The 21,282-nt window shown below is 60.6% G+C and carries 24 protein-coding genes and 1 pseudogene; 14 read left to right on the forward strand and 11 right to left on the reverse strand.

What is annotated here, in order from left to right; genetic code table 11:
• Positions 1–2: 2 nt before the first annotated feature.
• The 10 genes from AC19YT_RS22435 to AC19YT_RS22480 form a co-directional block, all read right to left on the reverse strand.
• Positions 3–275: an HPr family phosphocarrier protein gene (locus AC19YT_RS22435; RefSeq protein ID WP_095107827.1), complete on the reverse strand. Its 273-nt coding sequence runs from the start codon at positions 273–275 to the stop codon at positions 3–5.
• 16 nt (positions 276–291) lie between these two features.
• Complete coding sequence (rapZ, locus tag AC19YT_RS22440) at positions 292–1,149, reverse strand: RNase adapter RapZ (RefSeq protein WP_095107828.1); 858 nt, start codon at positions 1,147–1,149, stop codon at positions 292–294.
• Between the two features lies 1 nt (position 1,150).
• On the reverse strand, positions 1,151–1,615 hold the full coding sequence (gene ptsN, locus AC19YT_RS22445) for a PTS IIA-like nitrogen regulatory protein PtsN (RefSeq protein ID WP_095107829.1): 465 nt from the start codon (positions 1,613–1,615) through the stop codon (positions 1,151–1,153).
• 12 nt (positions 1,616–1,627) lie between these two features.
• Positions 1,628–1,936: a ribosome hibernation-promoting factor, HPF/YfiA family gene (hpf, locus tag AC19YT_RS22450; RefSeq protein WP_095107830.1), complete on the reverse strand. Its 309-nt coding sequence runs from the start codon at positions 1,934–1,936 to the stop codon at positions 1,628–1,630.
• A gap of 125 nt (positions 1,937–2,061) precedes the next feature.
• Complete coding sequence (locus AC19YT_RS22455; protein ID WP_095107831.1) at positions 2,062–3,555, reverse strand: RNA polymerase factor sigma-54; 1,494 nt, start codon at positions 3,553–3,555, stop codon at positions 2,062–2,064.
• Between the two features lie 176 nt (positions 3,556–3,731).
• A complete protein-coding gene (gene lptB, locus AC19YT_RS22460; protein WP_500611060.1) occupies positions 3,732–4,457 on the reverse strand; it encodes an LPS export ABC transporter ATP-binding protein in 726 nt (241 codons plus the stop codon).
• Positions 4,457–5,002, reverse strand: coding sequence for a lipopolysaccharide transport periplasmic protein LptA (gene lptA / locus AC19YT_RS22465; RefSeq protein ID WP_095107833.1), 546 nt, complete (start codon positions 5,000–5,002; stop codon positions 4,457–4,459). Before lptA ends, lptB begins: the two co-directional genes overlap by 1 nt.
• Positions 4,989–5,561: an LPS export ABC transporter periplasmic protein LptC gene (gene lptC, locus AC19YT_RS22470; protein WP_095107834.1), complete on the reverse strand. Its 573-nt coding sequence runs from the start codon at positions 5,559–5,561 to the stop codon at positions 4,989–4,991. The genes lptA and lptC overlap by 14 nt, the downstream gene beginning before the upstream one ends.
• 7 nt (positions 5,562–5,568) lie before the next feature.
• Positions 5,569–6,093 (reverse strand): KdsC family phosphatase, encoded by a 525-nt coding sequence (locus AC19YT_RS22475; RefSeq protein ID WP_095107835.1) that lies wholly within the window; start codon positions 6,091–6,093, stop codon positions 5,569–5,571.
• Complete coding sequence (locus tag AC19YT_RS22480) at positions 6,094–7,068, reverse strand: KpsF/GutQ family sugar-phosphate isomerase (protein ID WP_095107836.1); 975 nt, start codon at positions 7,066–7,068, stop codon at positions 6,094–6,096.
• Between the two features lie 276 nt (positions 7,069–7,344).
• Here AC19YT_RS22480 and AC19YT_RS22485 point away from each other — a divergent pair, with 276 nt between their 5' ends.
• The 10 genes from AC19YT_RS22485 (at position 7,345) to hisC (ending at position 15,294) form a co-directional block, all read left to right on the forward strand.
• Entirely contained in the window at positions 7,345–8,154 is an 810-nt protein-coding gene (locus AC19YT_RS22485; protein ID WP_095107837.1) for an ATP-binding cassette domain-containing protein, read from the forward strand.
• On the forward strand, positions 8,154–8,951 hold the full coding sequence (mlaE, locus tag AC19YT_RS22490; RefSeq protein WP_095107838.1) for a lipid asymmetry maintenance ABC transporter permease subunit MlaE: 798 nt from the start codon (positions 8,154–8,156) through the stop codon (positions 8,949–8,951). The genes AC19YT_RS22485 and mlaE overlap by 1 nt, the downstream gene beginning before the upstream one ends.
• Positions 8,951–9,418 carry an outer membrane lipid asymmetry maintenance protein MlaD gene (gene mlaD, locus AC19YT_RS22495; protein ID WP_095107839.1) on the forward strand — a complete coding sequence of 156 codons (468 nt, stop codon included), beginning with the start codon at positions 8,951–8,953 and terminating at the stop codon, positions 9,416–9,418. Before mlaE ends, mlaD begins: the two co-directional genes overlap by 1 nt.
• An 11-nt stretch (positions 9,419–9,429) precedes the next feature.
• The gene (locus AC19YT_RS22500; protein ID WP_095107840.1) at positions 9,430–10,083 is read left to right on the forward strand and encodes an MlaC/ttg2D family ABC transporter substrate-binding protein; all 654 of its coding nucleotides are present in this window, start codon (positions 9,430–9,432) and stop codon (positions 10,081–10,083) included.
• Positions 10,080–10,385, forward strand: a complete 306-nt coding sequence (locus tag AC19YT_RS22505) for an STAS domain-containing protein (RefSeq protein WP_500611061.1) — start codon at positions 10,080–10,082, stop codon at positions 10,383–10,385. Before AC19YT_RS22500 ends, AC19YT_RS22505 begins: the two co-directional genes overlap by 4 nt.
• 114 nt (positions 10,386–10,499) lie before the next feature.
• Positions 10,500–10,739: a BolA family protein gene (locus AC19YT_RS22510; protein ID WP_095107842.1), complete on the forward strand. Its 240-nt coding sequence runs from the start codon at positions 10,500–10,502 to the stop codon at positions 10,737–10,739.
• 22 nt (positions 10,740–10,761) lie between these two features.
• The gene (murA, locus tag AC19YT_RS22515) at positions 10,762–12,027 is read left to right on the forward strand and encodes a UDP-N-acetylglucosamine 1-carboxyvinyltransferase (RefSeq protein WP_095107843.1); all 1,266 of its coding nucleotides are present in this window, start codon (positions 10,762–10,764) and stop codon (positions 12,025–12,027) included.
• Between the two features lie 124 nt (positions 12,028–12,151).
• Positions 12,152–12,787, forward strand: coding sequence for an ATP phosphoribosyltransferase (gene hisG / locus AC19YT_RS22520; protein WP_095107844.1), 636 nt, complete (start codon positions 12,152–12,154; stop codon positions 12,785–12,787).
• Positions 12,788–12,913: 126 nt separating this feature from the next.
• Positions 12,914–14,239 carry a histidinol dehydrogenase gene (gene hisD / locus AC19YT_RS22525; protein ID WP_095107845.1) on the forward strand — a complete coding sequence of 442 codons (1,326 nt, stop codon included), beginning with the start codon at positions 12,914–12,916 and terminating at the stop codon, positions 14,237–14,239.
• Between the two features lie 2 nt (positions 14,240–14,241).
• Positions 14,242–15,294, forward strand: coding sequence for a histidinol-phosphate transaminase (hisC, locus tag AC19YT_RS22530; RefSeq protein ID WP_500599782.1), 1,053 nt, complete (start codon positions 14,242–14,244; stop codon positions 15,292–15,294).
• 71 nt (positions 15,295–15,365) lie between these two features.
• Here the strand turns inward: hisC and algW are convergent, their stop codons facing one another.
• Positions 15,366–16,526: a Do family serine endopeptidase AlgW gene (algW, locus tag AC19YT_RS22535; RefSeq protein ID WP_500599783.1), complete on the reverse strand. Its 1,161-nt coding sequence runs from the start codon at positions 16,524–16,526 to the stop codon at positions 15,366–15,368.
• A gap of 102 nt (positions 16,527–16,628) precedes the next feature.
• Here algW and AC19YT_RS22540 point away from each other — a divergent pair, with 102 nt between their 5' ends.
• The 4 genes and pseudogenes from AC19YT_RS22540 (at position 16,629) to cysN (ending at position 20,872) form a co-directional block, all read left to right on the forward strand.
• Positions 16,629–17,387 (forward strand): Nif3-like dinuclear metal center hexameric protein, encoded by a 759-nt coding sequence (locus tag AC19YT_RS22540; protein ID WP_095107848.1) that lies wholly within the window; start codon positions 16,629–16,631, stop codon positions 17,385–17,387.
• Between the two features lie 169 nt (positions 17,388–17,556).
• Entirely contained in the window at positions 17,557–18,474 is a 918-nt protein-coding gene (gene cysD, locus AC19YT_RS22545) for a sulfate adenylyltransferase subunit CysD (protein ID WP_095107849.1), read from the forward strand.
• Positions 18,475–18,578: 104 nt separating this feature from the next.
• Positions 18,579–18,920, forward strand: a pseudogene (locus tag AC19YT_RS22550) (four helix bundle protein).
• Between the two features lie 53 nt (positions 18,921–18,973).
• A complete protein-coding gene (cysN, locus tag AC19YT_RS22555; protein ID WP_500611062.1) occupies positions 18,974–20,872 on the forward strand; it encodes a sulfate adenylyltransferase subunit CysN in 1,899 nt (632 codons plus the stop codon).
• The last annotated feature ends 410 nt before the right edge of the window (positions 20,873–21,282 follow it).

Below are 21,282 nucleotides of genomic sequence, written 5' to 3' on the forward strand. Positions count from 1 at the left end.
GCTTACTCGCCTTCATCAAAATAGTTATTGATGAGTTTTTTCAGCGCTTCGAGGGCTTCCTGTTCTTGCTCGCCCTCGGTCTTCAGGTGGATCTTGGTGCCTTTGCCGGCCGCCAGCATCATCATGGCCATGATGCTTTTGCCATCGACCATGCTCTCGGGGGTGCGCCCAGCTCTTACCTGGCAAGGAAACTGGCCGGCAACGCCGACGAACTTGGCGGATGCCCGGGCATGCAGGCCCAGCTTGTTGATGATTTCAATTTCCAGAGCGGGCATCGCGATGTAGATCCTTTCAACTGAGGTCGCGGTGGCGGACCTGGACATTCTTCAGGGACTGCTGCAGGACCCGGCCCAGGCGTTCGGTCAGGTAGACAGAGCGGTGATGTCCGCCCGTACAGCCAATGGCGATCGTGACATAGGCGCGGCTGCTGGCGGCAAAGCGGGGCAGCCACTTGAGCAGGTAGGAAGAGATGTCCTGGAACATCTCCTCCACATCCGGCTGGGCGGCCAGGTAATCGGCAACGGGTTGGTCCAGGCCTGACTGGGCGCGCAGTTCGGGCTTCCAGTAGGGGTTGGGCAGGCAACGCACGTCGAACACCAGGTCTGCATCCACCGGCATGCCGCGTTTGAACCCGAAGGACTCCACCAGGAAGGCTGTGCCCGGTTCAGGCTGGTTCAGCAGGCGCAGCTTGATGGTGTCACGCAGTTGATAGAGGTTCAGGCTGGTGGTGTTGATCTTCAGGTCGGCCAGATCGGCAATCGGCCCCAGCAGGTTAGTCTCATCGCTGATGGCTTCGGGCAGGGAGCGGTTGGCGCTGGTCAGTGGATGCCGGCGTCGGGTTTCCGAGAAGCGCTTGATGAGGGTTTCTTCGTCGGCGTCTAGGTACAGCACTTCGCACTGGATGTGCCGGCTCTTGACTTCCTCCAGCAACTCCGGGAAACGCGACAGGTGGCTGGGCAGGTTACGGGCGTCGATGGACACCGCGACCAGCGGTTGAGCCAGTTCCGTGTGGATCAGGGCCCGTTCGGCCAGTTCCGGCAGCAGGCCTGCCGGGAGGTTGTCGATGCAGTAGTAGCCGTTGTCCTCCAGGACATCGAGGGCGGTACTTTTACCGGAGCCGGAGCGGCCGCTGACGATTATCAGGCGCATGCTATTGGCCGTTCTGCTCGTCCAGGACGACCTGGTACAAGGCTTCGCTGCTCTGGGCGCTGCGCAGTTTTTTGCGCACGTCTTCGCGGTCCAGCATGCTGGCGATCTGGCGTAGCAGCTCCAGGTGGGCATCGGTGGCCGCTTCCGGGACCAGCAGGACAAACAGCAGGTCGACCGGTGCACCGTCGATGGCGTCGAAATCGATGGGGGCGTCCAAGTGGATCAAGGCGCTGATGGGCGACTCACAACCCTTGAGACGGCAATGGGGAATGGCGATGCCGTTGCCGAAGCCGGTAGAGCCAAGCTTCTCACGGGCAATCAGGCTCTCGAAAACATCCTGCATTTCCAGATCGGGAACTTGATCCGCGATCAGGTTGGCAATTTTTTCGAGTGCGCGCTTTTTACTGCCGCCCGGCACGTTCGCGAGGGAACGGCCGGGGGTCAGGATATTTTCAAGTCGGATCATGGGTGGGGAGTGTTAACGACCGGTCGCGCCCTGGAGGAGGCTTTGGGTCTTTTCCTTATGCTTTTTGAGTTGGCGGTCAAGCTTGTCGGTGAGCAGGTCGATGGCAGCGTACATATCGTCATGTTCGGCATTGGCAACGACCTCCCCTCCGTGAATGTGCAGGGTGGCTTCGATTTTCTGCTTCAGTTTTTCGACATTCATCGTCACCTGCACATTGGTGATCTTGTCGAAGTGCCTTTCGAGTCGGTCGAGTTTTTCGCCGATATAGGCCCGCAGAGGTTCGGTCACTTCCAGTTGGTGTCCACTGATGTTGACTTGCATACAGCTTCTCCTTCGTTGCCAGTGCATAAGGCGGCAGGCCGGTTTGCCTGCCACTTAGGTTGTGCTCGAAGACCTGCTTTTGGGCGAGACGTCAAGCACACCCTGGAACGCTGTGGCGTAACCCGTTACATCAGCCGCTTGCGTTCGCTTGAAGGCGCAATCCCAAGGGATTCGCGGTACTTGGCGACGGTGCGGCGGGCTACCTGAATGCCTTGTGCCTCCAGTAAACCAGCGATCTTGCTATCACTCAACGGCTTTTTCTGATTTTCCGCGGCAACCAGTTTTTTGATGATCGCGCGGATCGCCGTGGACGAGCATTCACCGCCTTCGGAGGTGCTGACATGGCTGGAGAAAAAATATTTCAGTTCGTAGATGCCGCGGGGCGTGTGCATGAATTTCTGGGTGGTTACCCGGGAAATGGTCGACTCGTGCATGCCCACCGCTTCGGCGATGTCGTGCAGAACCAGGGGTTTCATCGCCTCGTCGCCGTACTCGAGAAAGCCGCGCTGATGCTCGACGATTTGGGTAGCAACCTTCATCAGGGTTTCGTTGCGGCTCTGCAGGCTCTTGATAAACCAGCGTGCTTCCTGCAATTGGTTGCGCATGAAGGTGTTGTCGGCGCTGGTGTCGGCGCGGCGCACGAAACCGGCGTATTGCGGGTTGACCCTTAGACGCGGTACCGACTCCTGGTTGAGTTCGACCAGCCAGCGGTCGTTATCCTTGCGCACGATGACGTCGGGGATGACGTATTCGGCCTCGCTGGACTCGATCTGCGAACCTGGGCGCGGGTTGAGGCTCTGCACCAGTTCGATGACCTGGCGCAGTTCATCTTCCTTGATCTTCATGCGGCGCATCAGCTGGCTGTAGTCGCGGCTGCCGAGTAGGTCGATGAAGTCGCTGACCAGACGCTTGGCCTCGGTCAGCCAAGGGGTCTTGGCGGGGAGTTGGCGCAGTTGTAGCAGCAGGCATTCGCCCAGGTTGCGTGCGCCGATTCCGGCCGGCTCGAACTGCTGGATGCGGTGCAGTACGGCTTCGATCTCGTCGAGTTCGATGTCCAGTTCCGGGTCGAAGGCTTCGAGGATTTCCTCGAGGGATTCGTCCAGGTAGCCCTGGTTGTTGATGCAGTCGATCAGGGTCACGCCGATCAGGCGATCGGTGTCGGACATCGGGGCCAGGTTCAATTGCCACAGCAGATGGCTTTGCAGGCTTTCACCGGCCGATGTGCGTGTGGTGAAGTCCCACTCGTCGTCATCGTTACTCGGCAGGCTGCTGGCGCTGGTCTGGTAGATGTCTTCCCAGGCGGTGTCGACGGGCAGTTCATTGGGAATGCGCTCGCCCCACTCGCCATCCTCAAGGTTGTCCACCGTCGGGGCGCTTTCCTGGTAGGAAGGTTCCTGAACGTCGGCATTAGGTTTCTGTTCGACGTTGTCGGCCAGTGGATCGGCGTTGTCGAAGTCGTCGCCTTCTTCCTGGCGTTCGAGCATCGGATTGGATTCCAGAGCCTCCTGGATTTCCTGTTGCAGGTCCAGGGTCGACAATTGGAGCAGGCGGATGGCCTGTTGCAGCTGCGGTGTCATCGTCAGCTGCTGGCCCATTCTCAAGACTAGCGATGGTTTCATGGCAGGGGCTTAACACCTTATTTGCCGGCGCACATGCGCCATCCACTACAGGGCGCCGGAGCGCCAAACTTAAGCAAATTATATGCCTGAAACTGGAGTGCTTGCCTAGGGCGCCGCAATAATAAACTTTTCAGAGTTCACTGCTGGCCGCCCTGGCGAAAAGCCAAACTCCACGCTTACAGGCGGAACTCATGGCCCAGGTACACTTCCTTGACCAACTCGTTGGCAAGGATGGTGGCAGAGTCGCCTTCGGCGATCAGCTGGCCGTCGTTGACGATGTAGGCGGTTTCGCAGATATCCAGAGTCTCGCGCACATTGTGGTCGGTGATAAGCACACCGATGCCCTTGGCCTTGAGGTGATGGATGATCTGTTTGATATCGCCCACCGAGATCGGGTCCACGCCGGCGAAAGGTTCGTCGAGCAAGATGAATTTTGGTGCTGTGGCCAGGGCTCGGGCAATTTCCACGCGGCGACGCTCGCCACCGGAAAGGCTCATGCCCAGGTTGTCGCGGATGTGGCTGATGTGGAACTCCTGCAGTAGGCTTTCGAGCTGTTTGCGCCGGCCAGCCTTGTCGAGCTCCTTACGGGTTTCGAGGATGGCCATGATGTTGTCGGCTACCGACAGTTTGCGGAAGATCGACGCTTCTTGCGGCAGATAGCCGATACCGGCCTTGGCGCGGCCATGCATGGGTTGGTGGCTCACATCCAGGTCATCGATCAGGATGCGGCCTTGGTCGGCCTGTACCAGACCCACGATCATATAGAAGCAGGTGGTCTTGCCGGCGCCGTTGGGGCCGAGCAGGCCGACGATCTGGCCGCTGTCGATGGACAGGCTGACGTCACGCACTACCTGGCGGCTCTTGTAGCTCTTGGCCAGATGCTGAGCTTTCAGAGTTGCCATTAAGGGGCCTTTTTCTCGTCGGTTTTCTTCTTGGGCTGGATCACCATGTCGATCCGCGGACGTGGCGCGGTGACAGAGGAGCCGTTGGCGCGGCCGGCGTTGGCGATCTGTTTGACGGTGTCGTAGACGATTTTCTCGCCTTCGGTGGTGTTGCCGTCATTGATGACCTTAGCGCGGTCGATCAGCACGATGCGGTTCTGCGGCGCATGGTATTGGATGGTTACGGCGTAGGCCTGGACCGGCTTGGGATCGGTCTGTTTCTGCAACTGCTCGAAGTAAGCCAGGTTGCCCACGGCGGTTACGACGTCGATATCGCCCGAGCCGGCCCGGGTGATGGTCACGGTGTTGCCAGTGATCTTCATTGAGCCCTGGGTGATGATGACGTCGCCCCGGTAGGTGGCAATGCCTTGCTTGTCATCGAGTTGGGCGTCGTCGGCCTGGATGCGGATCGGTTGCTGGCTATCGTTCGGCAGAGCCCAGGCGCTCACGCTTCCCAGTGCTGCGCTCAGGCTGAGCAAAATAGGGAGGGTTTTAACGAGACTCATACTGTCCTCTTACGTTCGATAGCAGGTGTATCCTGCTTTCTTTCAAGTACGCTTTCATTCCATTGCCAGTCGATACGCCGCCAGCGCCGTCGATTCTAACGGCTTGCTCGGTCTGCGCATATTGCTTCTGGGGGAATACGGTCATACGACTGCTGGTTATCAGGGTCGTACGGTTCTTCTCGTCGGTGCGCGCGATGCGTACCGAGTCAATCAGTTCTACTTCGGTGCCACCAGGGTTGACTTCACCGCGTTCGCTCTGGATGTGCCAGGGGAAGGTGGTGCCGCGATACATCTGTAGGTCGGGTTTGGTCAGTAGCGTCACGTCTGTGGCCTTGAGATGCTCGACTTTGTCGGAGGTCATCTCGTATTGCAGCTTGCCGTCGGGCAGGAACTGCACACTGTGGGCATTGATGGCGTAGTAGTCGATGGCGCTTTCGTTGGTGACCGTGCCAGCACGGCCCAGAAAGCGCTCCGGGCTGATGTTCCAGTAGCCAACGGCGACGAAAATCGCCGCAATGACCGCGAAAATCAGAATGTTGCGGATGTTTTTACTCAGCATGTGTGGCTCACAGGTAGGCGGCGTTGGCCGCTTCTAGGTTGCCCTGGGCGCGCAGGATCAACTCGCAGAACTCCCGTGCAGCGCCTTCGCCGCCGCGGGCCTGGGTAATGCCATGGGCGTGTTCACGTACGAAGCTGGCGGCGTTGGCCACGGCCATCCCCAGGCCCACGCGGCGGATCACCGGCAGGTCGGGCAGGTCGTCGCCCAGGTAGGCGACTTGCTCATAGCTTAGGCCTAGTTGCGCCAGAAGCCCGTCGAGCACGACCATTTTGTCCTCGCGCCCCTGGAATAGGTGGGGGATACCGAGATTCTTGGCCCGGCGTTCGACCACCGGGGTTTTGCGCCCACTGATAATGGCGGTTGTCACGCCCGTGGCCATCAGCATCTTGATGCCTTGCCCGTCGAGGGTGTTGAACGTCTTGAACTCGCTGCCATCTTCGAGGAAATACAGACGACCGTCGGTCAAAACGCCATCAACGTCGAAAACCGCCAGTTTGATGGCTTTACCCCGTTGCATCAGTTCGTCGTTCATTTACATCACTCCTGCGCGCAGCAGGTCGCCGAGGTTGAACGCGCCCACCGGGTGGTCCTGCTCGTCGACCACGATCAGCGCGCTGATCTTGTGGTCTTCCATGATTTTCAGGGCTTCGGCGGCGAGCATTTCTGCGCGGGCGGTTTTGCCGTGGGCGGTCATTACGTCGTCGATGGTGGCGGTGCGCAGGTCCAGGTCGCGGTCCAAGGTGCGGCGTAGGTCGCCGTCAGTGAAAACCCCGGCCAGGCGGCCGTCGGCTTCCAGTACGGCGGTCATGCCCAGGCCCTTGCGGGTCATTTCCATCAAGGCATGCTTGAGCGGTGTGCCGCGTTGCACCTTCGGCAGTTCTTCACCTGTGTGCATGACGTTTTCCACCTTCAGCAGCAGGCGTCGGCCCAGAGCGCCGCCTGGGTGGGAAAAAGCGAAATCTTCAGCGGTAAAGCCGCGAGCTTCCAGCAGGGCAATGGCCAGGGCATCGCCCATCACCAGGGCCGCGGTGGTAGAGGAGGTGGGGGCCAGGTTGAGCGGGCAGGCTTCCTGGGCCACGCGGCAATCGAGGTTGACGTCGGCAGCTTTGGCTAGCGGCGAGCCCGGGTTGCCGGTCAGGCTAATCATCTGGATGCCCAGGCGCTTGATAAGCGGCAGCAGAGTGATGATTTCGTTGGTTGAGCCAGAGTTGGACAGGGCAATGATGACGTCGTCACGGGTAATCATCCCCATGTCGCCATGGCTGGCTTCAGCGGGGTGTACGAAGAATGCCGTGGTGCCAGTGCTTGCCAGGGTTGCGGCGATCTTGTTGCCGATGTGTCCGGACTTGCCCATGCCGACCACGACCACGCGGCCTTTGCTGGCCAGAATCATCTCGCAAGCGCGTACGAAATCTGCGTCGATATGGGGTATCAAGCCTTGAATGGCTTCAATTTCGAGGCGGATGGTGCGTTGTGCCGATTGAATCAGGTCGCTGGATTGGCTCATGTAGAAATCGATTACCCAGATGAAAAGGCGGCGATTATAGCGGGAATGAGGCAGTGCCTTACAGAAGTTCGTCAGGCTTTGTGCAACTCCATCGTGTGGCTGTGCTCCAAGTGCAGTGTTTTTGTCTGTCTCGATCCTGAACGGCCCCGGGCTTGGCCTTGGGCGCCACGCTTGAGCAGTGATATAGTTCGCCGCCGGCTCGGCCTGCCCAGGATGTATGTGCTTTCGGTAGGGAGCCAGGCGTCCGAGTGACAGGCTGCATCGCAAGGAGTTTAGATGAGTGCCGATAAAGCCTACGCGGTCGAGCTGAAGGGTGTGTCCTTCAAGCGCGGTGCGCGCAGCATCTTCAATAACGTCGATATTCGCATTCCGCGGGGAAAGGTCACCGGCATCATGGGGCCTTCCGGCTGCGGAAAGACCACGCTACTGCGGCTGATGGGGGCACAGTTGCGTCCCAACGGGGGCGAAGTCTGGGTCAATGGGCAGAACCTGCCCAAGCTGTCGCGCAGCGATCTGTTCGACGCCCGCAAGCAAATGGGCGTGCTGTTCCAGAGTGGCGCGTTGTTCACCGACCTCGATGTGTTCGAGAACGTCGCTTTTCCCCTGCGGGTTCATACCCAGTTGCCGGAGGAGATGATCCGCGACATCGTCCTGCTCAAGTTGCAGGCGGTAGGCTTGCGCGGCGCCATCGACCTGATGCCGGACGAATTGTCCGGCGGGATGAAGCGCCGTGTCGCGTTGGCGCGGGCCATCGCCCTCGATCCGCAAATTCTCATGTATGACGAGCCGTTCGTCGGTCAGGACCCGATCGCCATGGGCGTGTTGGTGCGCCTGATCCGTTTGCTCAACGACGCGTTGGGCATTACCAGTATCGTGGTTTCCCATGATCTTGCAGAAACCGCGAGCATTGCCGATTACCTCTATGTCGTGGGTGATGGCCAGGTGTTGGGGCAGGGCACGCCCGAAGAATTGATGAACACCGATAACCCGCGCATTCGCCAGTTCATGACCGGCGATCCGGATGGCCCGGTGCCGTTTCACTTTCCGGCGCCGGACTACCGCGCAGATCTTCTGGGGAAGCGCTGATGCGCAAGCAATCGATTATTGAGAGAGTCCGACGCTTGGGCCAGGGGGCGATCGATATCGTCCAGGTGCTGGGGCGTTCGACGCTGTTCCTGTTTCATGCGTTGTTGGGCCGTGGCGGCATCGGTGGTGGGTTTGGGCTGCTGGTTAAACAGTTGCACTCGGTGGGGGTGATGTCCCTGGTGATTATCGTCGTCTCCGGGATCTTCATCGGCATGGTGCTGGCGTTGCAGGGTTTCAACATCCTGTCCAGCTACGGTTCCGAGCAAGCGGTGGGGCAGATGGTGGCCCTGACCTTGCTGCGTGAACTGGGGCCGGTGGTCACGGCCCTATTGTTCGCCGGCCGGGCCGGGTCTGCGCTGACCGCCGAGATCGGCAACATGAAGTCCACCGAGCAGCTCTCCAGCCTGGAGATGATTGGTGTTGATCCGCTCAAATACATTATTGCCCCGCGCCTGTGGGCCGGCTTCATTTCCCTGCCGTTGCTGGCGATGATCTTCAGCGTGGTCGGGATCTGGGGCGGTTCATGGGTCGCCGTGGACTGGCTCGGGGTGTACGAAGGTTCCTACTGGTCGAACATGCAAAATAGCGTGACGTTCAGCGGTGACGTGCTCAATGGTGTGATTAAAAGCATTGTCTTCGCCTTTGTAGTGACCTGGATTGCCGTGTTCCAAGGTTACGACTGCGAGCCCACTTCCGAGGGGATCAGTCGTGCCACCACGAAAACCGTGGTGTACGCCTCGTTGGCCATTCTTGGCCTGGACTTTATTTTGACCGCCTTGATGTTTGGAGATTTCTGATGCAAAACCGCACCCTGGAAATCGGTGTCGGCCTTTTCTTGCTGGCTGGCATCCTGGCTTTGCTGTTGCTGGCCCTGCGGGTCAGTGGACTGTCCCCGAGTTCAAGCAGCGACAGCTATAAACTTTATGCCTACTTCGACAATATCGCCGGTTTGACGGTCAGATCGAAAGTGACCATGGCCGGTGTGACCATCGGCAAGGTCACGGCTATCGATCTGGATCGCGACAGTTTCACCGGGCGAGTCACGCTGCAACTGGAAAAACGTGTCGATAACCTGCCGACCGACTCCACTGCATCTATCCTCACGGCTGGCCTGTTGGGCGAGAAGTACATCGGCCTCAGCGTGGGCGGGGAGGAGACCCTGCTCAAGGATGGTGCAACCATCCACGACACCCAGTCGTCGTTGGTGCTCGAAGACCTGATCGGTAAATTCCTGCTCAATACCGTTAGCAAAGACGCCAAATGAGGAAGTTTTTTATGATCTCTACCTTGCGACGTGGCCTGTTGGTCCTCTTGGCGGCCCTGCCGTTGATGGCCAACGCTGTGGCAGCGCCTTCGGCGCACGACATCGTCCAGGATACGACCACCCGCCTGCTGGCGGACCTTGCCGCCAACAAGGAGAAGTACAAGCAGAGCCCGAGCGAGTTCTACGACGCGCTCAATGGCATCGTCGGCCCGGTGGTGGATGCCGATGGCATCTCGCGCAGCATCATGACCGTCAAGTATTCGCGCAAGGCTACGCCGGCGCAGATGGCGCGCTTTCAGGAAAACTTCAAGCGCAGCCTGATGCAGTTCTATGGCAATGCCCTGCTGGAGTACAACAACCAGGGCATTACCGTTTCCCCGGCCAAGGATGAAGGTGCGGACCGTACCAGCGTCGACATGCAGGTCAAGGGTAACAACGGTTCCATCTACCCGGTTTCCTACACCCTGACCAAGATTAACGGTGAGTGGAAAGTGCGGAACGTGATTATCAACGGCATCAACATCGGCAAGTTGTTCCGCGACCAGTTCGCCGATGCCATGCAGCGCAATGGCAACAATCTGGATAAGACCATCGACGGTTGGGCGGGCGAAGTGGCCAAGGCTAAGGAAAAGACCGACGACCCCGCCATAAAGGTCGAGCAATGAGCGAGCCGGCAATCCGTATGGGCACGGCCGGCGAGTTGCTGCTCAGCGGTGTGCTCGACTACCGCAGCGGCCCGGGCCTGCGCAAGCAGGGCCAGGCCCTGATAAAGAGCAGCACGGCCACTGCGTTGGTAGTCGACTGTTCGGCGGTGGTCAAATCCAGCAGCGTCGGTTTGTCGCTGTTGCTGGCCTTCATGCGCGATGCGCAGGCCGCCGGCAAGCCGTTGAGCATTCGCGCGTTGCCTGAAGACATGCAGGAAATCGCCCAGGTCAGCGGTTTGACCGAGTTGCTGATCCATCCCTAAATAGCATCGATACAAAAGCCCCCCGTCAGAGTCCTGCTTCGCGGGGTTCGCAGGCGCGGGGCTTTTTTGTATGATGCACGACCCGCGCGCACAGGGCGCCGATTGAGGTTGAGCATGCAGGCCGTAGAAGTGAAGAGCTTCCTTGAAGGAAAGCTGCCAGATACGCAGGTGGAAGTTGAAGGCGAAGGCTGCAACTTCCAGCTGAACGTGATTAGCGACGAACTGGTGGCTTTGAGCCCGGTCAAGCGTCAGCAGCAGGTCTATGCCCATTTGAACCCATGGATCGCCGATGGCAGCATCCACGCGGTCACTATGAAATTTTTCAGCAGCGCGGCCTGGGCCGAGCGCACCTGAGCCCAAGGGCGTCGAGATTCTTATGGATAAACTGATTATTACCGGCGGTGTTCGTCTTGATGGCGAGATCCGTATTTCCGGGGCAAAGAACTCTGCCCTGCCGATTCTGGCAGCCACCCTGCTGTGCGATGGCCCGGTCACGGTCGCCAACCTGCCGCACCTGCATGACATCACCACCATGATCGAGCTGTTCGGGCGCATGGGTATTGAGCCGGTGATCGACGAGAAGCTGAGCGTCGAAATCGACCCACGCACCATCAAGACCCTGATCGCCCCGTACGAACTGGTGAAAACCATGCGGGCCTCGATCCTGGTGCTGGGGCCGATGGTTGCCCGTTTCGGTGAGGCTGAAGTGGCTCTGCCGGGCGGTTGCGCCATCGGTTCACGTCCGGTCGACCTGCACATCCGTGGCCTGGAAGCCATGGGCGCGACCATCGACGTCGAAGGTGGCTACATCAAGGCCAAGGCGCCTGAGGGTGGCCTGCGCGGCGCGAGTTTCTTCTTCGATACCGTCAGCGTGACCGGCACTGAGAACATCATGATGGCCGCTGCACTGGCCACTGGCCGCAGCGTGCTGCAAAACGCCGCCCGTGAGCCGGAAGTGGTGGACTTGGCGAACTTCCTCAACGCCATGGGCGCGAAAGTGTCCGGCGCGGGCACCGACACCATCACCATCGACGGCGTGCCTCGCCTGCACTCGGCCACTTATAAAGTGATGCCGGACCGTATCGAGACGGGCACCTACCTGGTCGCCGCTGCCGTGACCGGCGGCCGTGTGAAGGTCAAGGACACCGATCCGACCATCCTCGAAGCTGTCCTGGAAAAACTCAAGGAAGCGGGCGCCGAGATCACCACCGGCGAAGACTGGATCGAGCTGAACATGCACGGCAAGCGGCCCAAGGCTGTCAACGTGCGTACTGCTCCATACCCGGCGTTCCCCACCGACATGCAGGCGCAGTTCATCTCCCTGAACGCCATTGCCGAAGGCACCGGCGCGGTGATCGAGACGATCTTCGAAAACCGCTTCATGCACGTCTACGAGCTGCATCGCATGGGTGCCAAGATCCAGGTCGAAGGCAACACTGCCATCGTCACCGGCACCGAGAAGCTCAAGGGCGCCCCGGTCATGGCCACCGACCTGCGGGCTTCGGCCAGCCTGGTGATTTCGGCGCTGATCGCCGAAGGTGACACGCTGATCGACCGCATTTACCACATAGACCGTGGCTATGAGTGCATCGAAGAGAAACTGCAGATGCTCGGCGCGAAAATCCGCCGCGTACCGGGCTAGTTCTCGCAGCAGGGCACAGGGACGTGCCCACAAGGTTTTTTCGATCGGGGCTTCACGGCCTCGATTCATGTCCGGCGCCGTTTGCGACCGGGCATCAGTAGCCTGATAAGGACTGACGTTTCCCATGTTGACCATCGCACTGTCCAAGGGCCGCATCCTTGACGACACCCTGCCGCTTCTGGCTGAAGCGGGCATCGTGCCGACCGAGGATCCGGACAAGAGCCGCAAGCTGATTATCCCCACGACCCAGGCCGATGTGCGCCTGCTGATTGTGCGCGCCACCGATGTGCCGACCTACGTCGAGCATGGCGCCGCCGACCTCGGCGTGGCGGGCAAGGACGTGTTGATGGAGTACGGCGGCCAGGGCCTGTACGAGCCGCTGGATCTGCAGATTGCCCAGTGCAAGCTGATGACGGCCGGCAAGGTCGGCGCGCCCGAGCCCAAGGGCCGCCTGCGCATCGCCACCAAGTTCGTCAATGTCGCCAAGCGTTACTACGCAGAACAGGGCCGCCAGGTCGATATCATCAAGCTCTACGGCTCGATGGAACTGGCGCCGTTGATCGGCTTGGCCGACAAAATCATCGACGTCGTCGACACCGGTAACACCCTGCGCGCCAATGGCCTGGAACCCCAGGAATTCATCGCGGCCATCAGTTCCCGGCTGATCGTCAACAAAGCCTCGATGAAAATGCAGCACGCCCGGATTCAGGCGTTGATCGATACCCTGCGCACAGCAGTGGAGTCGCGACACCGCGGTTGATTTACTCGCGCGCCCCTAAAGCGCGCCCGTCTATCCGCCTCATAGCCAGAATTCTCAGGTGCCCAAGCGGAAATGACTGCTAGTTATGGGCGCCTGAGTTTTTGCCAATCCTATGAGGCTCTCGCTATGACCACGTCCACTGCCATTCGCCGACTCAACGCTGCCGACCCGGATTTCGCCCATCATCTGGATCATCTGCTGAGCTGGGAGAGTGTGTCCGACGACTCGGTCAACCAGCGGGTGCTGGACATCATCAAGGCTGTGCGCGAGCGCGGCGATGCGGCGTTGGTGGAGTTCACCCAGCAGTTCGATGGCCTGCAAGTGGCGTCCATGGCGGACCTGATCCTGCCCCGCGAACGCCTGGAGCTGGCCCTGACCCGCATCACCGCCGAGCAGCGCCAGGCCCTGGAAACCGCCGCCGAGCGCGTGCGCAGCTACCACGAAAAACAGAAGCAGGACTCCTGGACCTACACCGAGGCCGACGGCACGGTGCTGGGCCAGAAGGTCACGCCACTGGACCGCGCCGGCCTCTACGTGCCGGGCGGCAAAGCGTCTTATCCGTCGTCGGTATTGATGAACGCGATTCCGGCCAAGGTGGCGGGTGTGGCCGAAGTGGTCATGGTCGTGCCTACGCCGCGCGGCGAAATCAATGAGCTGGTGCTGGCCGCTGCCTGCATTGCCGGGGTGGACCGGGTGTTCACCATCGGCGGCGCCCAAGCGGTGGCGGCCCTGGCCTACGGCACCGAAAGCGTGCCCAAGGTGGACAAAGTGGTCGGCCCGGGCAACATCTACGTGGCCACGGCCAAGCGCCATGTCTTCGGCCAAGTGGGTATCGACATGATCGCCGGCCCTTCGGAGATCCTCGTCGTGTGCGATGGCCAGACCGACCCGGACTGGATCGCCATGGACCTGTTCTCCCAGGCTGAGCACGATGAAGACGCCCAGGCGATCCTGGTCAGCCCGGACGCCGCGTTTCTCGACAAGGTTGCCGCCAGCATCGCCAAGTTGCTGCCCACCATGGAGCGTGCCGAGATCATCGAAACCTCGATCAACGGCCGTGGCGCGTTGATCCAGGTGCGCGACATGCAGCAAGCGATAGACGTCGCCAACCGCATCGCCCCGGAACACCTGGAACTGTCGGTAGCCGACCCCCAGGCCTGGTTGCCGCAGATCCGCCACGCCGGCGCGATCTTCATGGGCCGCCACACCAGCGAAGCCCTGGGCGACTACTGCGCGGGCCCCAACCACGTGCTGCCGACCTCCGGCACTGCGCGGTTTTCGTCGCCGCTGGGGGTGTATGACTTCCAGAAGCGGTCGTCGATCATTTTCTGCTCGCCTCAAGGCGCCTCCGAGCTGGGCAAGACCGCCTCGGTACTGGCCCGGGGCGAATCCCTCACGGGCCACGCCCGCAGTGCTGAATACCGCATCCTTGCCGATAAAAAAGGAGACTGAGCATGAGTAAATTCTGGAGCCCATTCGTCAAGGACCTGGTGCCTTACGTGCCGGGCGAGCAACCGAAGCTGACCAAACTGGTCAAGCTCAACACCAACGAAAACCCCTATGGCCCATCGCCCAAGGCCCTGGCCGCGATGCAGGCCGAGCTGGGCGATACGTTGCGCCTGTACCCGGACCCCAACAGCGACCTGCTCAAGCAAGCCGTCGCCCGCTACTACGGCGTGCAGGGCAACCAGGTATTCCTGGGCAACGGCTCGGATGAAGTGCTGGCGCACATCTTCCACGGCTTGTTGCAGCACGACTTGCCGCTGCTGTTCCCGGACATCAGCTACAGCTTCTACCCGGTCTACTGCGGCCTCTACGGCATCCACTTCGATGCAGTGCCGTTGGATGAGCAGTTCCAGATCGACCCGGCGGATTACGCACGGCCCAACGGCGGGATCATTTTCCCCAACCCGAACGCGCCCACCGGTTGCCTGCTGGCGCTGGAAGCGGTTGAGCAGATCCTCAAGGCCAACCCGGCCTCGGTGGTGGTGGTCGACGAGGCGTACATCGATTTCGGCGGCGAGACGGCCATCAGCCTGGTGGATCGCTACCCGAACCTGTTGGTCACCCAGACCCTGTCCAAGTCCCGCTCCCTGGCGGGCCTGCGGGTGGGCCTGGCGGTAGGCCATGCGGATTTGATCGAGGCGCTGGAGCGGGTCAAGAACAGCTTCAACTCCTATCCGCTTGATCGCCTGGCCAATGTCGGCGGCGCAGCGGCGTTCGACGACCGCGAGTACTTCGCCAAGACTTGCCGGTTGGTCATCGACAGCCGCGAAGCACTGGTGGGCCAGCTCAAGGCCAAGGGCTTCGAGGTGCTGCCCTCGGCCGCGAACTTCATCTTCGCCCGCCACCCGCAGCACGACGCAGCCGCCCTGGCGGCCAAGTTGCGCGAGCAGGGCGTGATCGTGCGCCACTTCAAGCAGCAGCGCATCGACCAATTCCTGCGCATCAGCATCGGCACGCCCGAGCAGAATCAGGCGTTGGTCGAAGGGTTGGGGGAGCTTTAAGCCTCAGCCGGATTTCCAGGCGTAGGCTTGTGTGGGAGCGGGCTTGCCCGCCCCCACATGAGTATTGCGGCTTACTCTTCTTCTTTCACCGGCGCCACGGCCGGCGGTGGGCGCAGGCCGATTTCGGCGGTGAGCTTAAGCTCCTGGCCGTTGCGCATCACCTGGATGCGGACCTTGTCCGTCGGCTTGATCCGCGCCACCTGGTTCATCGAGCGGCGGCCATCGCCGGCCGGTTCGCCGTCGATGCTCAGGATCACGTCACCCAGTTGCAAACCGGCCTTCTGCGCCGGGCCGTCCCGGAAAATCCCCGCCACCACAATGCCCGGGCGCCCGGAGAGGCCAAAGGATTCCGCCAGTTCCTGGGACAGCGGCTGCACCTCGATGCCAAGCCAGCCACGGATCACCTGGCCGTGCTCGATGATCGACTTCATCACTTCCATGGCCAGTTTCACCGGGATGGCGAAGCCGATGCCCTGGGAGCCGCCGGACTTGGAGAAAATCGCGGTGTTGATGCCGGTCAGGTTGCCGTTGGCATCCACCAGGGCGCCGCCGGAGTTGCCGGGGTTGATCGCCGCATCGGTCTGGATGAAGTCTTCGTAGTTGTTCAGGCCCAACTGGTTGCGCCCGGTGGCGCTGATGATGCCCATGGTTACGGTCTGGCCAACGCCGAAGGGGTTGCCGATGGCCAGGGTCACGTCGCCGATGCGGATGTTGTCCGAGCGGCCGATGGTGATCGAGGGCAGGTTCTTGAGGTCGATCTTCAGCACCGCCAGGTCGGTTTCCGGGTCGCTGCCGATCACTCGAGCCAGGGTTTCGCGGCCGTCCTTGAGGGCGACGACGATCTGGTCGGCGCCGCTGGTGACGTGGTTGTTGGTCAGCAGATAGCCTTCGGGGCTCATGATGACGCCCGAGCCGAGGCTCGATTCCATGCGTTTCTGCTTGGGCGAGTTATCGCCGAAGAAGCGCCGGAACTGCGGGTCTTCAAACAGCGGGTGGGCCGGTTTGTTGATGACTTTAGTGGTGTACAGGTTGACCACGGCGGGGGCGGCGAGGGTCACGGCGTCGGCATAGGACACCGGACCCTGCTGGATAGACGTGGTTTGCGGCGCCTGTTGCAGGTTGACGTCCAGGCTGGGCAGGCCGACCCACTGCGGGTAACGCTGGATAATCAGCAACGCGATAAGCACGCCGGCCAACAGCGGCCAGCCAAAGAAACGCAGCGCCTTGAGCATTAAGCAAGTCCTGAGAGGTTACGAAGGGCCATGGACGGCCCATAATGTCGCGCATTATAGAGGCGCGCGTGCGGCTCTGAACGGGATATTTAGGAGTCTTTTATGGCCGTCGCCCTGAGCACCCTGGTACAAGAAGCGGATCGTTATCTGGGCAGTTCGAAAATTGCCGACTATTGCCCCAACGGCCTGCAGGTCGAGGGCCGCCCGCAGGTGATGCGCATCGTCAGCGGCGTCACCGCCAGCCAGGCGCTGCTGGATGCGGCGGTAGAGGCCAAAGCCGACTTGGTGCTGGTCCACCACGGTTATTTCTGGAAGGGCGAAAACCCCTGCATCACCGGTATGAAGCAGCGCCGCCTCAAGACCCTGCTCAAGCACGACATCAGCCTGCTGGCCTACCACCTGCCGCTGGACTTGCACCCCGAGGTGGGCAACAACGTGCAACTGGCCCGGCAACTGGACATCACCGTCGAAGGCCCGCTGGACCCGGACAACCTCAAGGTCGTGGGGCTGGTGGGCTCCCTGGCCGAGCCCCTGACCGCGCGGGATTTCGCCCGCCGCGTGCAGGGCGCCATGGGCCGCGAGCCCTTGCTCATCGAAGGCAGCGAGATGATCCGCCGGGTCGGCTGGTGCACCGGCGGCGGCCAGGGCTACATCGACCAGGCTGTCGTGGCCGGCGTTGACCTCTACCTGAGCGGCGAGGCCAGCGAGCAGACGTTCCACAGTGCGCGGGAAAACAACATCAGCTTCATTGCCGCCGGCCACCACGCCACTGAGCGCTACGGCGTTCAGGCGTTGGGCGACTACCTGGCGCGGCGCTTTGCCCTTGAGCACCTGTTCATCGATTGCCCGAACCCGATCTGAGCCCTGCACGCGATCCCCGTAGCAGGCGGGCGCCAAGGCCAAACGAGCAGGCATATTCATATACCGTTTCGATCTAGTTGGCGCCCTCTATAGAATCAGGCGCTGTGCTAGCATGCCCCGCTCGAACACGGCCCGCTGGCCGTCCATAAGATCGTTTTCGTGAGTAGCCATGGTCGACAAACTGACGCATCTGAAACAGCTGGAGGCCGAAAGCATCCACATCATCCGCGAGGTCGCCGCCGAGTTCGATAACCCGGTGATGCTCTACTCGATCGGTAAAGATTCCGCCGTGATGCTGCACCTGGCGCGCAAGGCCTTCTTCCCGGGCAAGCTGCCCTTTCCGGTGATGCACGTCGATACCCAGTGGAAATTCCAGGAGATGTACAGGTTCCGCGACCGCATGGTCGAAGAGCTGGGCCTGGAGCTGATTACCCACGTCAACCCCGACGGCGTGGCGCAAGGGATCAACCCCTTCACCCACGGCAGCGCCAAGCACACCGACATCATGAAAACCGAGGGCCTCAAGCAGGCCCTGGATAAGTACGGTTTCGACGCCGCTTTCGGCGGTGCGCGCCGCGATGAAGAGAAATCCCGCGCCAAAGAGCGCGTGTACTCGTTCCGCGACAGCAAGCACCGCTGGGACCCGAAAAACCAGCGCCCGGAGCTGTGGAACGTCTACAACGGCAACGTCAACAAGGGCGAGTCGATCCGCGTGTTCCCCCTGTCCAACTGGACCGAGCTGGACATCTGGCAGTACATCTACCTCGAAGGCATCCCGATCGTGCCGCTGTACTTTGCCGCCGAGCGCGAAGTGATCGAGAAAAACGGCACGCTCATCATGATCGACGACGAGCGCATCCTCGAGCACCTCTCCGACGAGGACAAAGCCCGCATCGTCAAAAAGAAAGTGCGTTTCCGCACCCTCGGCTGCTACCCGCTGACGGGCGCGGTGGAGTCCGAAGCCGAGACGCTGACGGACATCATCCAGGAAATGCTCCTGACGCGAACTTCCGAGCGCCAGGGCCGTGTCATCGACCACGATGGCGCAGGCTCCATGGAAGACAAAAAACGGCAGGGGTACTTTTAAGCTTCGAGTTACAAGCCTCAAGCTGCAAGTGAAGGGCGGTATGCGTCATCTTGCAGCCTGGTGCTAGCAGCCGGTTGTTGCGGGTCGCGTTTGAGTGACTCGTAATGGATTTCGAGAAGTTGGTTGTTTGGCAGAGAAGCAAGTGTCTAGCGATGAGAGTTTACTGAGAGTTTGCTCAATGCAGGGATCTTGGTTTCAAGGACCAAATCACTCGCTCAGCACTTTCGGTGCCTTCCAATATTGCTGAAGGAATGGAGCGTCGCAGTGCCAAAGAAAAGGTATGTTTTCTCTGGATTGCGAAGGCCTCTTGTGGAGAGTTCCGAACTCAGACTCTCATCGGCAGTGACATCGCTTATATCGCCCAACCACTGGCTGATAACTGGATTGCAGAAACCCGGGAGCTCTCAAAAATGCTCTGCGGCCTGATTAACAAAATTTCTGACTAGCTGTACGCCGACAAGCTTGCCGCTTGAAGCTCACAGCTTGGAGCTTGAACGTAATGAGCCATCAATCTGATTTGATTAGCGAGGACATCCTCGCCTACCTGGGCCAGCACGAACGCAAGGAAATGCTGCGCTTTCTGACCTGTGGCAACGTTGACGACGGCAAGAGCACGCTGATCGGGCGTTTGCTGCACGACTCCAAGATGATCTACGAAGATCATCTGGAAGCCATCACCCGCGACTCGAAGAAAGTCGGCACCACCGGTGACGATATCGACCTGGCGTTGCTGGTCGACGGCCTGCAGGCCGAGCGTGAGCAGGGCATCACCATCGATGTGGCCTACCGCTATTTCTCTACCGCCAAGCGCAAGTTCATCATCGCCGACACCCCCGGCCATGAGCAGTACACCCGCAACATGGCCACCGGTGCGTCCACCTGTGACCTGGCGATCATCCTGGTGGACGCCCGCTACGGCGTGCAGACCCAGACCCGTCGCCACAGCTTTATTGCCTCGTTGTTGGGCATCAAGCACATCGTGGTCGCGATCAACAAAATGGACCTCAACGGTTTCGACGAGAGCATTTTCGAGTCGATCAAGGCCGATTACCTGAAGTTCGCCGAAGGTATCGCCTTCAAGCCGAGCACCTTGGCCTTCGTTCCGATGTCGGCGCTCAAGGGCGACAACGTGGTGAACAAGAGCGAGCGCTCGCCTTGGTACACCGGGCAGTCGCTGATGGAGATCCTCGAGACCGTCGAGATCGCCAACGACCGCAACTACACCGACCTGCGTTTCCCGGTGCAGTATGTCAACCGGCCGAACCTGAACTTCCGCGGTTTTGCTGGCACCCTGGCCAGCGGCATCGTGCACAAGGGCGACGAAGTGGTGGTGCTGCCGTCGGGCAAGAGCAGCCGCGTCAAATCCATCGTCACCTTCGAAGGTGAGCTGGAGCACGCCGGCCCGGGCCAAGCCGTGACCCTGACCATGGAAGACGAGATCGACATCTCCCGTGGCGACCTGCTGGTGCATGCCGACAACGTGCCGCAAGTCACTGACGCCTTCGACGCCATGCTGGTGTGGATGGCCGAAGAGCCGATGCTGCCGGGCAAGAAATACGACATCAAGCGCGCCACCAGTTATGTGCCGGGCTCGATCACCAGCATCGTTCACCGCGTGGACGTCAACACCCTGGCCGAAGGCCCGGCCAGTGCGTTGCAGTTGAACGAAATCGGCCGGGTCAAGATCAGCCTGGACGCCGCCATCGCCCTGGACGGTTACGCCAGCAACCGCACCACTGGCTCGTTCATCGTCATCGATCGCCTGACCAACGGCACCGTCGCCGCCGGCATGATTATCGCCGCGCCCCTGGCCCACTGCAGCGTAAGCCACCACGGCAAACTGGCCCACGTGGCCACCGAAGAGCGCGCCCAGCGCTTCGGCCAGCAACCGGCCACCGTGCTGTTCAGTGGCTTGTCGGGCGCCGGTAAAAGCACCCTGGCCTATGCGGTAGAGCGCAAGCTGTTCGACATGGGCCGGGCGGTGTTTGTGCTCGATGGCCAGAACCTGCGCCACGACCTGAACAAGGGCTTGCCCCAGGACCGCGCCGGGCGCACCGAGAACTGGCGCCGTGCGGCCCATGTCGCACGTCAGTTCAACGAAGCCGGCCTGCTGACCCTGGCCGCGTTCGTCGCCCCGGATGCCGAAGGCCGCGAACAGGCCAAGGCGCTGATCGGCAACGAGCGCCTGCTCACCGTGTACGTCCAGGCCTCGCCTGCGGTGTGCGCCGAGCGTGACCCGCAGGGCCTGTATGCGGCGGGTGGCGACAACATCCCGGGTGAATCCTTCCCCTACGATGTGCCGCTCAATGCCGACCTGGTGATCGACACCCAGGCGTTATCGTTGGAAGAAAGCGTCAAGCAAGTGCTGGATCTGCTGCGTCAACGCGGCGCGATCTAAGCGTTCGCCGCTCCACTAAAAACCCGCCGATGATCACTCATCGGCGGGTTTTTTTGTGTCCTTGAAATCGCCATCGCTGGCTTGCCAGCGATGAGGGCCGGTACAGGCGACTCAAAACTTCGCTGGATACTCCCGATGCATCTGCTCCAGCAGCGCATCCCGCTCCGTAAGCAACGGCCCTGAAAATGCTGAAATACATACGGACAGCCCGCCATTATAGGTGCTATCAGAAATGGACTGCATGATTGTCGGAAAGGGGATGGTTCTTTAAAACTTTAAATGGGGGCGGCGGCAAAAACTGAGTGCAACACCTGACCTTTCCGGTACGGTGTTGCCCCTATGTCTTATTCCGAACTCAGCGTTGAAGAACGCGCCACCATTCAAATCGCTCGTGCCCAAGCGTTCAGCCT

The organism is Pseudomonas sp. MF08875, from assembly GCF_059862525.1.